Below are 16,508 nucleotides of genomic sequence, written 5' to 3'. Positions count from 1 at the left end.
AACGTCTCTCTATTTATGTCTGGCTACTTTTGGCTTTCGAGTAAAGATACAATTTAAACTTTCAAGAACTTCCTGACTGACATCAAGCTGCCCCATATTCCGATAACCGCACCAATTACGATGAGGATGGCCGATACTTGATAAATGAACGGATTTGCAGGCAGGAAATCTATGAATTTGAACGTAATCTGCGGTGCTGCATATTTATAAAGATTATAGTAGAGTACTGCAATCAGTCCTATCGGAATGATGGAACCGAGGACTCCCAACCAAAGTCCTTCCAAGAAGAATGGCCAACGGATGAATGTATTCGTCGCTCCTACCAATCTCATGATCTCAATTTCTTTTCTTCTGGCTACAATGGTAATTTTAATCGTATTCGAAATCAGGAACATTGCAGTAAATAGTAAGCCTACAATAAGAACGATCCCTATGTTTCTAGCAATATTAACAAAGCTGAATAGCTTCTCGACGTAGCCTTGTCCATATTTAACACTTTGGATATATTCCATACCTTCGATTTTCTTTGCCACCTTGATGACATCTTGCGGAGATTTCGTTTTGATAACATAAACGTCCCTTAATGGGTTATCCTGTTCAAATGGTTTAAAAGCATCACCATTATCTCCTAAATCATCTATTAAATTAGTAAGCTCTTCATCTTTTGGAGAGAAAATCACTGATTCGATACCGTTTATCTCCGTAATTTGCTTACCGATAGCTTTTATATCGTCATCATTCGCCGCATTATCAATATGTGCACGAACTTCGACATCTTTCTCCACATTTCCCGCGATATGATTTAAATTCATCATGAGCACTAAAAAGACGCCAACCAAAGTTAGAGTGACCGTTACTGCACTGACAGAAGCAAACGTCATCCATCCATTACGGCCAATATTTTTAAAACTTTCACGGAAGTGACGGAGCAATGTTCTAAATTTCATATCCGTAATCACCTCGATGTTCATCGCGAACTATTTTTCCACTTTCAATGGCAATGACACGTCGTTTAATATTGTTGACGATGTCCCTATTATGTGTGGCCATGACCAGTGTAGTTCCGCGTTTATTAATTTCTTCGAATATGTTCATGATTTCCCATGATGTTTCGGGATCAAGGTTACCTGTAGGCTCGTCGGCTATGACTACCTTGGGATCATTGACGATCGAACGGGCTATTGCAACCCTTTGCTGTTCCCCACCAGATAACTCGGAAGGAAGCATTCTCGCTTTATGTTTAATGCCAACCAGATCAAGAACTTCCATGACTCTCTTTTTGATTTCTTCTGGTTCCTTTTCAATAACTTCCATGGCAAAAGCAACATTTTCATATGCAGTGAATGTTTGAAGGAGTTTAAAATCTTGGAATACCATACCGATATTACGGCGGAATAGAGGAACTTTCGAATTGCGGATACTTGGCAGGCTTACACCATTGACCAAAATATTACCGCTTGTAGGCTTTTCTTCCCTATACATCATTTTGATGAAGGTCGATTTTCCGGCACCGCTCGGACCCACTACATAAACGAATTCGCCTGGCTTTATTTTCACATTGATTCCATTTATGGCAATTACGCCATTTGGGTATGTCTTTTTCACATCTATCATTTCTATCATTCTAAAACCACCTAATTTGCTTGGATTATCACTATGTATATACAGCTTTTCGACAATTTTCACTGAAATCTGACAGGAATCTCCCTTACTTGAGCACAGAAACATTATAACATCATATTTTGTCAAATTAAGCATAAAAAATATTACAGTTTCATTTCAGTTAGACATATATCAACATCTATGTAATAATTCCAGGATTTGATTGCTTGATAAGTGGTTGATCGCGAGTTGTTTCGAGGGTTTAATTGAGGCTAAATGAAACGTCCCGCTGAGCAGAACGTTTCATTAATCATTATTTATGTTCAGCAAGCCATTCAGCGACCATGCTCGCTTCCTTGCCCTTGATTATACCTTTTGGCATTCCGCCGCTTTGGCCATTCGCAATGACTTTTTCAATGTCTTCTTTTGATAGCTTGGAACCTACCTTCGTCAAGTTCGGTCCCACGCCGCCTTCAAGATTCACTGCATGGCAGCTTGAACATTTGTTTTCATAAATTTTTGCGGCATCACCGGCACCTGCCGTAGTCGTTTCGTTATTTTCACTTGCAGGCTCTTTATCTGCAGCATCATCGTTCCCACCGCATGCAGCCAAGGCCAAAGAAGTACCCAGAACTAAGGCTAACCACTTCATTTTCATTGAACTTACCCCCTCTGATTTATACCAGCACAAGAACATTATACCAATTTCAATCCAGTTTAAAACCCTCCCCAAGTACCTCCGACGCGTCCATTACAATTACAAACGCTTTAGGGTCAACGAGTTTCACCAATTGTTTCAATTTGGTGAATTCCGACTGGTCTATTACGCACATCAAAATTGGACGAGTATCATCCGTATAGCCGCCATACCCGGATATGCCTGTTACACCCCGGTCCAGCTCATGTAAGATAGCATCCCTTACTTCCATTTCTTTATTCGTGATGATCAGTGACATCTTCGAACGGTTCAATCCAATCTGGACAAGGTCGATCGTCTTGCTTGTCACATATAGTCCAATCAATGCATAAAGGCCTTTTTCAATATCAAAAACGATGGCAGCACTTAAAACGATGATTCCATCAATGACAGCCACACAGGTCCCCAATGACAGATGGGTATATTTATGGAAAATCTGTGCCGCCAAATCGGTCCCCCCAGTGGAACCCTTGCCGCGAAAGACGATTCCCAGCCCAAGCCCGACCATCATCCCCCCGCAAATCGAACCAAGCAATGCATCATTCGTCCATGCCTCCCAATCCTTTGTCAGAAATACCACTAAAGGCAGGAACAAGGTTCCAATCAGGCTTTTGGCTCCGAAATGCCTTCCGAGGATAATAAGCCCCGCAATGAACAAAGGGATATTAAAACCCCAAAGAACATAAGCCGGCTCCCAACCGAGAGTTGACCTGAGAATCGTGCTAATCCCGCTGACCCCTCCGGATGCGACCTGGTTAGGCAGTAAAAACACATTAAAACCAATGGCAATTATGGACGAACCTACAATCACCAATCCATACTCCGTTAACTTTTGAATGAAAGGATGCCTCTGCTCCCTGTATCTTCTCTTCATTTTGCATAAGTCTCCTCGAACCATCATTATTATCTAGTATTGGCCGAACGAGGTAGAGCATCCCTTTTCAATCCTGTAAATGTCAGCCAGAAGATTCATTAAAAAGGGAAATCATAAAAAAAGCCGGACCGGGGAAACCGGTCCGACTGGCTGATCTTATAATTTTGAACGCAAGTACGCATCAATGAACATATCGATATCCCCATCCATGACAGCTCCCAAGTTTCCGGTCTCCGCACTAGTACGGTGATCTTTAACCATGGAATACGGATGGAAAACATAAGAACGAATTTGGCTTCCCCAGCCAATTTCCTTTTGCTCTCCGCGGATTTCATCCAATTCCGCTTGTTGCTGTTCAATTTCACGTTGATACAATTTGGCTTTCAGCATATTCATGGCCTGGGCCTTGTTTTTGATTTGAGATCTCTCGTTTTGGCACGTTACCACGGTGTTCGTAGGTAAATGGGTGATCCGGACCGCCGAGTCCGTTGTATTGATATGCTGACCACCTGCACCACTTGCCCGGTACGTATCGATTTTCAAATCTTCCGTGCGTACTTCTATATTGATCGTCTCATCGAATTCCGGCATGACTTCACATGAAACGAATGAAGTGTGGCGTCGTCCTGAGGAATCGAAAGGAGAAATACGGACAAGACGGTGTACCCCTTTTTCCGCTTTCAAATACCCATAGGCGTTATGGCCTTTGAAAATTAAAGTGACACTCTTGATCCCAGCTTCATCACCTGGAAGGTAATCAAGGGTTTCCACTTTAAAGCCTCTTTTTTCACCCCATCTTGTATACATGCGCAACAGCATGGAACCCCAATCCTGAGACTCCGTACCGCCTGCACCAGGATGCAGTTCAAGAATGGCATTTTTCGAGTCATATTCTTCACTTAATAAAAGTTGAAGTTCAAAGTCATTCATCTTTTGTGCAAGAACCGTGATTTCTTCTTCCAGCTCAGCTAAAAGTTCTTGATCATTCTCCTCTTTCACTAATTCATATGTCAAATCCAGATTTTCATATGATTCATTCAGGTCGGACAATTGATTGACTTGTTCTTTCAAAGCATTCGTTTCATTGATGACAGTTTGTGCTTTTTGCTGATCATTCCAAAAATCGGGATGTGTCATCTCATTTTCTAGCTGTGCGATTCGTGCCTCTTTTTCATCTAAGTCAAAGAGACCCCCTAAAGTCCGTTAATCGCTGCGCTGTCCGTTCAAGTTCATTTCTTATTTCTGCTAATTCCATTTCTCTTCACCTCATTAAGTATGTTAAAAAAAATCCCTGAAGAGGGATTCCCTTCATTACAATAAACCTCTTCATTATATGCAAACTAAACATGAAAAGAGGCGGCTAGCCTTGGACTTAACCGTCTCATCTTCATTATACACCTAACTTTAGCCTAAATTGCCATGGCAATTCTTATATTTTTTACCGCTGCCGCATGGGCATAACGCGTTTCTTCCAACTTCTTCCTTTTTACGGGCAGGGGCTTTTTTCACTTTTCCCCCGTCTTCTTCCTTCGGATTGACCGCTTGTCCTTTTATGACTTCCTTACGTTCCAAATTGTTGCGGATTTCAGCCTTCATGATGTATTTCGCGACTTCATCTTCCATTGAAGCAATCATCGCTTCAAACATCGCAAAACCTTCGGATTGATATTCACGAAGCGGATCGATTTGGCCATAAGCACGAAGGTGGATCCCTTGGCGCAGCTGCTCCATTGCATCAATATGGTCCATCCACTTACTATCGACTGCACGAAGAACGATTACTTTTTCGAATTCACGCATTTGTTCTTCAGATAGCTCTTCTTCTTTTTGGTCATAGCCTTCTTTCACTTTTGCTAAAATGAACTCAACCAATTCCGATTCGTTTTTCCCTTCCAAATCAGCCACAGTGATTAAACCTTCATTGAATAGGTTACCATTCAGGTAGTCGACAAGGCCTTGTAAATTCCAGCCTTCCTCATCGCCCATTGGAGCAAACGCGACAACATTTCGCTGGATGGATGCCGTGATCATCGTTTCGACGATTTCACGTAAGTTTTCACTTTCCATGACATCGAAACGCTGTTTATAGATAATTTCCCGTTGTTGACGGAGAACATCATCATACTGCAGTAATTGCTTACGTGAATCGAAGTTATTGCCTTCGACCCGTTTCTGTGCGGATTCAACGGCCCTTGTCACCATTTTACTTTGAATTGGCTGGGAATCATCCATACCTAGGCGTGCCATCATGTTTTTCATGTTATCCGAACCGAAGCGGCGCATCAATTCATCTTCCATTGATAAATAGAATTGAGTGACCCCTGGATCACCCTGACGGCCGGACCGGCCACGCAGCTGGTTATCTATACGCCTGCTTTCATGACGTTCCGTGCCGATGACGGCAAGGCCCCCAAGCTCCTTGACACCTTCACCAAGCTTGATATCCGTACCGCGACCTGCCATGTTAGTAGCGATCGTAACTGAGCCTTGATTACCCGCATTCGCAATGATTTCCGCTTCACGCTCATGGTTTTTTGCATTCAAAACATCGTGAGGGATGCCTTTTTTGGATAAATAGGCAGATATGACCTCAGATGTTTCGATGGCAACCGTACCGACAAGCACAGGCTGACCCTTTGTATAACGTTCGGCGATGTCTTCCACAACAGCCTTGAATTTCCCATCAGTTGTCGCATATATAAGATCTGCCCTGTCATCCCTGATGATATTCCTATTTGTCGGGATCGCAATGACATTCATATTATAAATATTGCGGAATTCCTCTTCTTCCGTTTTGGCTGTACCGGTCATACCTGAAAGTTTTTCATACATCCTGAAATAGTTCTGGAATGTAATCGTCGCAAGAGTCATGCTTTCATTTTGAATTTCAAGTCCTTCTTTCGCTTCGATCGCCTGGTGGAGACCTTCACTGTAACGGCGGCCTTTCATCAAACGGCCGGTGAATTGGTCAACGATGACTATCTCGCCTTCCTGGACGACATAATCCACATCCAAATGCATGGAAACATGAGCCTTTAACGCCTGATTGATATGATGATTCAAAGTAACGTGACTAATATCGAATAAATTATCGATATTAAACGCTTTTTCAGCTCGATTCATCCCATCTTCCGTCAGCTGAACACCTTTTGTCTTTTCATCATATGTGTAGTCCGTATCTTTCTTTAAGGTTCTTACAAACGCATTGGCCTGGATATAAAGCTGAGCCGATTTCTGTGCCGAACCTGAAATGATCAATGGCGTTCTCGCCTCATCAATCAAAATCGAATCGACCTCATCGATGACAGCGAAGTGCAGGGGACGCTGTACCATTTGTTCTTTATATAACACCATATTGTCACGAAGATAATCAAAACCTAACTCATTATTCGTACTGTACGTAATATCAGCATTATACGCTGCCTGCTTTTCTTCTTTAGAATGACTGTTCAAATTCAACCCGACGGTCAAACCGAGGAAATCATACAATACACCCATTTCGGTGGCATCACGGTGTGCCAAGTATTCATTGACGGTAACGACATGTACACCTTTACCGGTAAGCGCGTTTAAATAAACCGGCATCGTGGATGTTAAAGTTTTACCTTCCCCTGTTTTCATCTCGGAGATATTTCCATCATGAAGGGATGCCCCACCCATGATTTGAACACGGTAAGGATATAAGCCCAGAGCACGCTTTGCCCCTTCACGCGCAACCGCAAAAGCCTCGACAAGCAAATCATCAACGGTTTCCCCATTTTGATAACGCTCTTTAAACTCTTCCGTTTTGGCACGCAACTGTTCATCCGATAACGCAGCAGTTTCATCAGCCAGCGCTTCGACCTGATCGGCGATTTTTTCTAAACGTTTGATTTCTCGCTTATTCGGATCAAAAACTTTATTTAATATATTAAGCATTCAATAACGCTCCTCTATTATGGTAATGATCGTTCAATGATAAAATTCATATAAGTAAGAAGAAACACACCTTCTATTATTACTAATGCACGCTTAATTTTACCACTTCTATCATAGAGGTACAACTTCATGTCACTTCGCTGGTATAGACCTGAATGCAATTCTTGCGAAAAACAATGGATAAATGAGGAGGAAAACTGTTAAAATAGGAGGAAGTATAAAAAATATGTTGCAAACTCCCCATTATTCCATATGCAAATGTGAATTATCCATAACCTTCCATCACTAGATGCTGTGTCCTCTCTAGAGATAGCATGTCAAGGTAATCCAACCTTACAGGCGTCATGTTTTGAATGATAAGGTGGGCTGCCGAAACTTTTTAGCGGAAGATAAATAGAACATGTTTCGAGGTGGTATTGATGATTGGTGAACGTGTAAAAAAACTGCGAGAAGAAAAGAAAATGTCGATGACTGAACTTGCCGATAAAGCAGGTGTTGCAAAGTCTTATTTAAGTTCGCTCGAGCGGAACTTACAAACGAATCCTTCTATTCAATTTCTTGAAAAAATCTCCTCCGTACTTAACATCCCAGTTGATGCCCTGCTTTACGATGCTCCAAATAAGGAAACCTTGGACAATGAGTGGATGAAAATCGTTGAGGAAGCCATGAATTCGGGTGTCTCAAAACAACAATTCAGGGAATTCATCGAGTTTAATAAGTGGAGAAAAGATAAAGAAGAGTAGAGTGGTAGTGCACTAGTTTACTTACATAATCCTGATGAATACAGTTTGAATAAGCTAGACACACAAGAATCCCAAGGAAGAATAAACCCTATAAACAGCTATGAATCGAACCACTGTTTATAGGGATGTTCTCGAATTTGTTCGGAACCTATTTTCCATCGTTCTCCTCAAAAATTGCCTCAGGGCTTTCCCGTTTTAAAAAAGCAATGATTTCCTCTTTTTTGAAACCCAAGCTTCTTGCTTCAGAAATCAATTTCACCCATTCTTGATCCATTTCCACATTAGCCACCTCTTCTACCTCCTAAAATACTCTTGTATTTCAGGCAGACCAGCCATCATAGTCAAAAGGACCTTAGACCTGTGCCTTTGCGCCCTCATTTTTCAAGGAGTTTGCCTTTGTCGTGGTATTTATTACCAAATACATTACCTATAATCATATTATAACGGATACACACTCCATATATTGCTATTTTATGTCGGTAATCCACATAAATGCAAAAACTTTCATCCGACAAAATATTACAATATTAAGAAAATTTGAAGTTCAGGTGATTTTTCATAGACTAATTCAATTTCGTTTTCTCTTCTTAAAAATTCTTTGGGATGTATTGATTCTCTCGATTATAAGTGCCTCGTGGGCTTTTTGCGAAGTTAAATCCTCATCTCAGGTCGGGCAAAGCCACTTTCCATATTCCGCACTGCTAAAAGAAGCTCTATGGCATGTATGGCAATTCTTTCGATACAAATAATCCAACCCCCTCTGCACCTTGATCAAATTGTTTTCTACAAATAACTTATTGTTCTTTTTAAAGAACTGACAATTCGAGTAAGTGCAAAAGATAGAGGTATTTTAATAGATGAAATTGACTATTTATCTTAATGAAGAACATTTTTTTGTTCTTTTAAGTGAACTTTTTGTTTTTTAGAGAACAAAAAGAAGCAATCATTTTTACGTTCTAACGGATTCTATCAACATGTAAAAAAGCACAACCCAGAGGCTGGGCTGTGCTGTGCTTTTGATCTTAGAATAATAATTAACTAGGTTCAATCAATCCATACCGTCCATCTTTTCGGCGGTACACTACGTTTGTTGTATTAGTATCCGCATTCGTGTAAACGAAGAAACTGTGACCAAGCATATTCATTTGTAAAATCGCTTCTTCACTGTCCATTGGCTTTAAATCAAAGCGTTTATTGCGGACCACTTCAATATCATTATCGTCTTCGAATTCATCCACCACTTCGTCAGCTTCCGTATTGAAGGCGAATGCATCGGGTGTAGTCGATAGATTGTTTCGGAACTTGCGATTGACCTTCGTTTTATGTTTACGAATTTGGCGTTCAAGCTTATCATTGATCAAGTCAATGGCAGCATACATATCCGCATTTTCCTCTTCAGCGCGAAGAACCAAATTCTGCATGGGAATCGTCACTTCGACCTTAGATGTATTATTGTTCACTTTTAAATTGACTAACACATTTGCATCTGGTGTATTGTTAAAATATCGTTCTAACTTGCCAATTTTCTTTTCGACGTATTCTCGAATTGCTGGAGTTACCTCAATGTTTTCACCGCGTACGTTGTAATTCATAAAGTGAGTCCTCCTTAAATTAAGACTATACAGTTAGATTCTACAATACCCCTCCGGTTCCTTTTAGAAACACATCATGAAATATGTCGAAATAATGAAACAATTGTCGGAAGGTTTGGAAAGGGTTGATGTCTGCCCTAGCTTCATTATATCAAATGCTATGCTAGAAAGAAAAAATTAAGCCTATTTTATTTACAGAAAATTTAAAAATATTTAACGTCGAAACCATTTGGACTCCAAAAGGGAAGGAAATCAATTTCTTTTATCATAGAACACGCCATCCACTGATAGACTTTCATACGGATTTGTGTATTTATTGGAGGACTTTTTCTTCTTATTCATTTCCTGGATATCCAGATGAATTGAAGAGACTGATAGATCAGTTGCTGATTTAAACCGTTCCGCTCCTTCAGCTTTGCCACTTCATCGATCAATGCCGCTTTTAGCATTTTAAGGACTTCCGTTTCTTCTGGTCCTGTCAGTTCCGTCACGGTATGGATGGAGGCAGGCTGTCCCGCCGTTCCATTGGCTGCAAGAAATTCCTCGACTGCCCTTTCTCTTTCCTTATCCGTCTGGCTGATCGCTTTAATATGCTTTTGTTCCGAAATCAGCAGGGCAGTAATCGCCTCGGTATCATTCGCTTTCAAAATGGCCGTTTTTCTTATCGCCAATTGATTCAAGCTTTTATGAAGCTTGATCAATTTTTCAAGCGATCCGATGATGTTCCGTGCAGTCATTTCGCTGCCTCCTCCGCTCATAAATGAAGGACGGAAACTAGCTCCGTCCACTTCATTCAAGCTTCTTTTTCATGAAAAATTCATTTTCGGTAAAAATCGATGAGACCCTTAGCCGTGGCTTGTGCATTCAATTTATAATTTCCTTTTTCAATCTGGATTTTCAGTTCATCCACTTTTGCTTGTCTTGCAGCAATCATCTTCGATTCTTGCTGCATTTCTTTTGCCGCTGAAGAAATTTCAACTTTATCCGAGGATTTGACCTTGGATTCCTTGATATTCCCCGTTTTATTGGCTTGAAGATTATAAGGGTTAACACCTGTCATACCGACGTTATTGATTTTCATATTCCAGATCCTCTCCTTCGGTCGATTTTATAAATCCCATTATGTTTCGATTCCTTAACACATGAAAATGGCTCTGGACTGTGTTATTCTCCCTATCTTTTTTATCGACAAGGAACCGATTTCTTTAATTGTTTGCTGTAATCTTTCCTTCACAACCCATTGTCGAATATTGTTCTCAATATCGAATATTCTAACAAAAACGGCATTATGTTTCCATGAATGAATTACCCTTTTTGCTCATCCTTCATATAGTACGTATTTTTTTTATCATTTCCTTGAATTTCAGTCAGGCGCTTTTCTTCATATTCAAATGCCTGCAAATCCGTAACGAGCGAATTGGTGCATTTGCCGCATAACCTTCCGCTCTTGATGTTGGCGCCGCACTTTTCACAAGGAATTCCGAGATTGGGAAACTGTGAAATTCTCAGCTTTCCGGTTCTCACAAATTTAATAATTAACCTTTCTTCAACGCCGGTTTCCATAACCGCCTGCATCATGGACGCCGTACTATTTGTTTTCTTGCGAATATATGCATACACTTTATCATATTGGGCTTCTTCTTCTTTATAACAGGCATCGCACACATCACGGAATTTCGTCATAACGAATAACGAATTACAGTTTGGACAGTTGAATACATCCATCGAGGCCCCTCCTTCACCATCACGGCGATTATTCTTCAGTACTGTATATATCGAATAATCCCGGCGATACTTTAGGAAGTTTTATTAAAATAAGCTTTTTCACCTAGCCAGTGTGATCGATGATACTTCTTTGGCCCCAGCCGTTATCAATGCCTTTGCTGCATGCCTGAGAGTTGTGCCAGTTGTGTAAATGTCATCGATGATCAAAATGGATTTATGCTCCAGCATATCAGATTGCATGACCTGAAAAACCTGCGGTAATGACATTCTCTCTTTACGAGATTTTTTTGATTGTTTTTCGGTATGGATTCTTGTCAAGGTCTCAACCGTATGAAGTCCAACTAGATCTGCCAAAGCCTTTCCTTGGTTGAACCCCCGCTCCTTAAGCCGTTCATCGCTAAGCGGGATGGCGGTTACCAGGTCAAACTCCACCTCCTTTAACCTTTCTTTCAAAAAAGGGACGAAAATCTCAGCCAACGCATAATCACCCCGGTACTTATATTTAGCAATCAGATCTTTTAAGTATTCATTATAATGAAATAGCGCTATGTTCTTAGACAAATAGCCTCCCCATTCCCTATTCCTTTCCCATCTTGAACAATCGGGACAGAGGTCACCGGTCATATTGTCCCCTCCCAGCTCCCTTGAGCACATTGTACATGTATCTCCGGTTATCCTATTAAGTTTCACCTCACATCCTTCACAGATTGCCCTTGCCTCGGCCTGCTTAAGCAGGCTCACCCATGTCAAAGCTTGCTGCATTCCTTCATCACAAACTAGACATCTATTCATCCAGCAGCCCCCTTTTCATGGCATTTTTATTCATCATCTGTATATGGCGGACCGCCTCGGCCATCGCTTCACTTTTACCGTAATGAAAAAAGGTGACCGTCCCGGAAGGATTCGCAAAGCTTCTCCCTACCCTGCCGGCAATCTGAACGAGAGCACTTTCAGAAAACACTTCATGTTCAGCACCGATCACGGCTACTTCCAACCGCTCGATTGTCACGCCCCGTTCCAGGATGGTCGTGGTCAGTAGTCCCGGAACGAGTCCATTCCTTAAGGCCATTACTTTTTCCTTTCGATCAGGGTGCCGGGAGTGGACAATCGATAATTCAGGGGACAGCCTTTGAAACAGCGGAAGAACTTGCTCCATCACTCTGATGCTTGGAAAAAACAATAGGAAGGGGATATTCTGGTTAAGGCGCTCACTTACCCATGCGTTGATTTTCGATGGAATCTTTTGTTGAAGGAATAGTTTTTGCCAATTGCCGCTCCACTTCATTTCAGGAACGGGGATTGGCTGGCGATGATAACGGGCCGGGATTATGAAGGCTTTCAATTTGCCGCTTCGGTATAGCCGCCGCATGCTCTTCGAAGGTGTGGCGGTCAAGTAGATGGTTGCCGCGGATACCTTTTTCGACTTATTAACCGCATAATGCAGCGAATCATCCATTGAGTAGGGAAACGCATCGACTTCATCAACGATGATGACATCGAAAGCTTCAATAAAACGGAAAAGCTGATGGGTCGTGGAAACGGTCAGTGGCGAAAAACCATGTCGATTTTCACTGCCGGCATGGAGGGTAGTGACTTCAATGGCAGGAAAAGCTTTTTTTAACCTTGGGGAGAGTTCGAGAACGACATCGGTACGCGGTGTTGCCAAACAAATCCGTTTCCCGGCAAGCAAGGCTGCCTCAATCGCTGGAAATAACACCTCCGTCTTCCCTGCCCCGCATACAGCCCATACTAGGAATTCATCTTTTCCGTTTACGGCTTCAACGACACAGTCGGATGCATTCTGTTGACCTGCCGATAAAGTGCCCATCCACCTCATCACATTGTCAGGAATCGTATATTGAATGCCGGGACCAGTCCACCTATAAAGCTTTGCACATTCACTGACCCGTCCCATCATGATGCATGAGCGGCAGTAAGTGCAATCTTGATTGCAAATCTTGCAAGGGAAAGTATAAAACAAGGTTTGATCTTTGTTACCGCAGCGTACACAGTGATAACAGCCGTTCCCGGATTGCACGCCGCAAGTTTCCGAGACATACCCATTCTTGAGGTGCTCTGTGAGGATTTCTTGGGAGAAGGGGATTTCGAAGGCCAAAAGATGTTTTCCGGTGAGATGGTTCTGAAGTTCAGGGGAATAAGGCGGGGAAATGCTCGTTTTTATCAAACTGCAACCTCCATTTCTTGATAAATTACACTCCCCCTTATCATTCGCTTTTAACTCCCGGATTCCTTTTTGTTCATAAAAAAACGCCTTTCACTTAGTAAAGGCGTCAAAGCTTAAATTTTATACCAGCCCATCCCCATCGAGCCTTCGCCCAGATGCGTTCCGATTACTGGGCCGAAGTAGCTGATGTCGAATTCGACATTCGGGAACCGTGCTTCAAGTTCCGCTTTCCAGTCTTTGGCTTCATTTTCCCGTTTTGCATGAATGATGACGGCCTTATATTTCTCGCCGCTCGCCGCCTCTTCTCCAAGTAAATCGGCAATCCGTTTCATCGCTTTTTTCCTTGTACGGATTTTTTCGAATGGGACGATGACTTTATCAACAAAATGGAGCACCGGCTTCACTTGAAGCAGACTGCCGATCAAAGCTTGGGCACTGCTTAAGCGGCCCCCGCGCTGGAGATGGGATAGGTCATCTGCCATGAAGTATGCCTTGACCGATGGTTTCATTTCTTCAAGCCTGGCCATGATTTCTTCTGCACCTTTGCCATCAAGTGCCATCTTTGCCGCCTCGATCACGTAAAACCCCTGTACCATGCAGCTGATTTCCGAATCAAACGCATGAACCCTGATTCCCTCGACCATTTCACCTGCAGATGCCGCTCCTTGATACGTGCCGCTGATGCCGCTCGATAAATGAATGGAAATAACATCATCATATTCTTTTTGCAGTTCCTCGAACTTCTCGACAAACTTCCCGATTGGAGGCTGTGAAGTGGTCGGCAATTTCTCCTGCCTCTTTACTTCCACATAAAACTCATCCGCAGTAATATCAATTTCCTCCCGGTAAGCTTCATTGGAAAAAATGACATTAAGCGGCATCATATGTATATGTAAACGATCACGCATTTCCTTTGGTATATATGCAGTGCTATCTGTTACGACTGCGGTTTTCATATCAGTACCATCCTTATAAAAATTTACTTCGTACCATATTCAACATTCTATCTGAAAATGCCTTTATTTGCATTAAATAGCTTTTTAAATTACCAAAAATTTGAATATGATCACATCCAACAAAAAAATCCAGCCCTTCAGCACGCATTGCGGAATCTGAAGGGCCGGACTTATCGAACGCTTTGATTACTTCACTTCTACCCAGCCGTTTTTAATAGCTAGGACAACCGCTTGTGTACGGTCATTCACATTCATCTTCTGAAGAATGTTACTCACATGGTTCTTGACTGTTTTTTCACTGATATATAGAGTTTCGCCGATGGCCCGGTTGCTTTTCCCGTCAGCTAAAAGCTGAAGCACTTCACATTCACGTCGAGTCAATAGGTGAAGCGGCCTCCTGATTTCTATCGTATGTACGGAATCACGATCAGCACCCTCTTCAGCTGCTAAACGGCGATATTCTTTAACTAAGTTATGGGTGACCTTCGGATGAAGGTATGAGCCGCCTTCAGCGACTACACGCACAGCATCGATCAACGCGTCTGCGTCCATCTCTTTCAACAGATAACCTTGTGCTCCTGTTTTCAATGCGTGCTGCACGTAGTTTTCATCATCATGAATGGAAAGGATGATGACTTTTGTTTCAGGGTAACGGCTCACGAGCATTTTTGTAGCTTCGACCCCATTCATGTTCGGCATGTTGATATCCATGATAACAACATCAGGTTTATGTGTTTCAACAAGATCCATAGCTTCGCTTCCGTCATCACCCTCGGCAACAACATCAAAGGATGATTCAAAATCTAATATGCGCTTTACGCCTTCACGGAAAAGCTGATGGTCATCGATTATGACGATACTAGTCTTCAACGGCTTCTTCCTCCTAGTTTCTATTTAATATGTCTATTCTCTATTATTTAAATGGTAGGGAATTTGGATAAATACCAAAGTGCCTGCTCCCGGTTGTGAATCGATAGTCATTTCACCTTCCAGCAGCTCGACTCTTTCTCTCATTCCAACCAAGCCAAATGAGCCTTCTTTTTGAATCGAAGAGTCAAACCCCTTTCCATCATCTTTGACGACGACGGTCACCATCTCCTTGGAAATGGACAGTTTAACTTGAATCTGTTTTGGGTCCGCGTGCTTCAATGAATTTTGTACAGCCTCTTGAACCAGCCTGAATAATGCGACCTCCATATCGGAAGGGAGCCTTTTGACCTGCCCAAGGTTGACGAAATTCAGATTCACGCCATTATTATAGTCTTCGGTCGTTTGCAGGTACTTTCTGAGGGTAGGAACAAGTCCTAAATCATCAAGCGCCATAGGCCGAAGGTCATAGATGATTCTTCGCACTTCATATAAAGCATTCCTTACCATGACCTTTAAACTGCGGATTTCCACTAACGCTTCATCGGGACCTCTCTCCCGCTGCACTCGTTCTATCAGGTCTGAGCGCATCATGACGTTTGCCAGCATTTGCGCCGGACCGTCATGGATTTCACGTGAGAGCTTTTTACGTTCCTGCTCCTGGGCTTCGATTATTTTCAGTCCGAAGTCCTGCTTGCGTTTCGCTTCTTGAAGGGCTTCCCCCACAAATTTAAGATCTTGTGTCAAATAATTCTGCACCACCGATATTTGCGAGACGAGATGCACCGCTTTATCGATCGTCTGCTGCAAACCCCTTAACCTTAACTCAAGTTCATCCCGGCGATTACGGAGCTCTTTCTCCAATTGCCGGTTAATTTGTAAATCGACTTGCAGCTTATGTGCCCTTTCATAAGCATCACGCACTTGTTCTTCAGAAAAATGGTTGAAGTGCATACTGACTTCTGAAAGCCTTTTTCGAGCAAATCTGGCTTTTGAATCCAGTGCATCGCTGTCGGTTATCACAATGGCGACCCTGATTTTCACATCATCAAGCTCTTTTGATAATGTCTCGAAGTCCTTTCGGCATTGTTCGCCGATATCAAAGACTTCATCCTTACTTTCACTAACAGTGCTCACCATTGTTTCTAAGATCTTGTCCAATGCTTTAGCATCAACCTTTTTTATGGACATTAAGATCCCTCCACTTAAATCAAAAGACTTAAACAATTTATTGTCTTAAAGACTATGTATATGGAAAAAAGTTCTTTCCCTTTTTCATGAATGGTTAAATTTCAGGAAACATTTGTATGAAGTAACCTTCATGAACATATTGTACCAAAAAAAGTTTA

At 42.1% G+C, this 16,508-nt stretch carries 17 protein-coding genes and 1 riboswitch; of the genes, 1 reads left to right on the top strand and 16 read right to left on the bottom strand.

The features are described from left to right. Positions 1 to 53: 53 nt before the first annotated feature. From ftsX to secA, 6 genes are all read right to left on the bottom strand, one after another. On the bottom strand, positions 54 to 947 hold the full coding sequence (ftsX, locus tag OTG27_RS01395; protein WP_063574694.1) for a permease-like cell division protein FtsX: 894 nt from the start codon (positions 945 to 947) through the stop codon (positions 54 to 56). Next, positions 937 to 1,623, bottom strand: a complete 687-nt coding sequence (gene ftsE / locus OTG27_RS01390; RefSeq protein WP_034309898.1) for a cell division ATP-binding protein FtsE — start codon at positions 1,621 to 1,623, stop codon at positions 937 to 939. The genes ftsX and ftsE overlap by 11 nt, the downstream gene beginning before the upstream one ends. 292 nt (positions 1,624 to 1,915) lie before the next feature. Beyond that, entirely contained in the window at positions 1,916 to 2,260 is a 345-nt protein-coding gene (cccB, locus tag OTG27_RS01385; RefSeq protein WP_057278129.1) for a cytochrome c551, read from the bottom strand. Positions 2,261 to 2,309: 49 nt separating this feature from the next. After that, positions 2,310 to 3,173 (bottom strand): YitT family protein, encoded by an 864-nt coding sequence (locus OTG27_RS01380; protein WP_258249168.1) that lies wholly within the window; start codon positions 3,171 to 3,173, stop codon positions 2,310 to 2,312. 156 nt (positions 3,174 to 3,329) lie between these two features. Then, positions 3,330 to 4,428 (bottom strand): peptide chain release factor 2 gene (gene prfB / locus OTG27_RS01375; protein ID WP_223255851.1). Its coding sequence is split into 2 segments (ribosomal slippage): positions 3,330 to 4,364 and positions 4,366 to 4,428, totalling 1,098 coding nucleotides; the frame shifts between segments, so codons are not numbered across the junction. Between the two features lie 149 nt (positions 4,429 to 4,577). Next, positions 4,578 to 7,091, bottom strand: coding sequence for a preprotein translocase subunit SecA (secA, locus tag OTG27_RS01370; protein WP_268936012.1), 2,514 nt, complete (start codon positions 7,089 to 7,091; stop codon positions 4,578 to 4,580). A 419-nt stretch (positions 7,092 to 7,510) separates the two neighbouring features. Between secA and OTG27_RS01365 the strand changes: the two genes are divergently transcribed. Further along, positions 7,511 to 7,834 carry a helix-turn-helix domain-containing protein gene (locus tag OTG27_RS01365; protein ID WP_268936011.1) on the top strand — a complete coding sequence of 108 codons (324 nt, stop codon included), beginning with the start codon at positions 7,511 to 7,513 and terminating at the stop codon, positions 7,832 to 7,834. A 148-nt stretch (positions 7,835 to 7,982) separates the two neighbouring features. On the opposite strand, the gene sinI is transcribed toward OTG27_RS01365, so the two are convergent. From sinI to OTG27_RS01315, 10 genes are all read right to left on the bottom strand, one after another. Then, the gene (gene sinI, locus OTG27_RS01360) at positions 7,983 to 8,123 is read right to left on the bottom strand and encodes a DNA-binding anti-repressor SinI (protein WP_084737319.1); all 141 of its coding nucleotides are present in this window, start codon (positions 8,121 to 8,123) and stop codon (positions 7,983 to 7,985) included. Positions 8,124 to 8,153: 30 nt separating this feature from the next. After that, positions 8,154 to 8,239: riboswitch (cyclic di-GMP riboswitch) on the bottom strand. Positions 8,240 to 8,868: 629 nt separating this feature from the next. Further along, positions 8,869 to 9,426 carry a ribosome hibernation-promoting factor, HPF/YfiA family gene (gene hpf / locus OTG27_RS01355; RefSeq protein WP_048684017.1) on the bottom strand — a complete coding sequence of 186 codons (558 nt, stop codon included), beginning with the start codon at positions 9,424 to 9,426 and terminating at the stop codon, positions 8,869 to 8,871. Between the two features lie 338 nt (positions 9,427 to 9,764). Continuing rightward, positions 9,765 to 10,163, bottom strand: a complete 399-nt coding sequence (locus tag OTG27_RS01350) for a flagellar protein FlgN (RefSeq protein WP_268936010.1) — start codon at positions 10,161 to 10,163, stop codon at positions 9,765 to 9,767. 80 nt (positions 10,164 to 10,243) lie between these two features. Beyond that, positions 10,244 to 10,507, bottom strand: a complete 264-nt coding sequence (gene flgM / locus OTG27_RS01345) for a flagellar biosynthesis anti-sigma factor FlgM (RefSeq protein ID WP_063574691.1) — start codon at positions 10,505 to 10,507, stop codon at positions 10,244 to 10,246. 224 nt (positions 10,508 to 10,731) lie between these two features. Continuing rightward, positions 10,732 to 11,151 (bottom strand): TIGR03826 family flagellar region protein, encoded by a 420-nt coding sequence (locus tag OTG27_RS01340; RefSeq protein WP_268936009.1) that lies wholly within the window; start codon positions 11,149 to 11,151, stop codon positions 10,732 to 10,734. A gap of 99 nt (positions 11,152 to 11,250) precedes the next feature. Continuing rightward, positions 11,251 to 11,943, bottom strand: a complete 693-nt coding sequence (locus OTG27_RS01335) for a ComFC family protein (RefSeq protein ID WP_268936008.1) — start codon at positions 11,941 to 11,943, stop codon at positions 11,251 to 11,253. Beyond that, the gene (locus OTG27_RS01330; RefSeq protein ID WP_268936007.1) at positions 11,936 to 13,336 is read right to left on the bottom strand and encodes an ATP-dependent helicase ComFA; all 1,401 of its coding nucleotides are present in this window, start codon (positions 13,334 to 13,336) and stop codon (positions 11,936 to 11,938) included. Before OTG27_RS01330 ends, OTG27_RS01335 begins: the two co-directional genes overlap by 8 nt. Positions 13,337 to 13,449: 113 nt before the next feature. After that, entirely contained in the window at positions 13,450 to 14,292 is an 843-nt protein-coding gene (locus tag OTG27_RS01325; protein ID WP_268936006.1) for a DegV family protein, read from the bottom strand. Between the two features lie 186 nt (positions 14,293 to 14,478). Further along, positions 14,479 to 15,162 (bottom strand): response regulator, encoded by a 684-nt coding sequence (locus OTG27_RS01320; protein WP_048687855.1) that lies wholly within the window; start codon positions 15,160 to 15,162, stop codon positions 14,479 to 14,481. A gap of 33 nt (positions 15,163 to 15,195) precedes the next feature. Next, positions 15,196 to 16,350: a sensor histidine kinase gene (locus tag OTG27_RS01315; protein ID WP_034315684.1), complete on the bottom strand. Its 1,155-nt coding sequence runs from the start codon at positions 16,348 to 16,350 to the stop codon at positions 15,196 to 15,198. Positions 16,351 to 16,508 lie beyond the last annotated feature (158 nt).

Origin of the sequence: Peribacillus sp. AS_2, from assembly GCF_026891895.1 — a bacterium.
GTDB classification, from domain to species: domain Bacteria; phylum Bacillota; class Bacilli; order Bacillales; family DSM-1321; genus Peribacillus; species Peribacillus frigoritolerans.
Note: the sequence above shows the minus strand (reverse complement) of the source record. Positions and strands in the feature narration are given on the sequence as shown.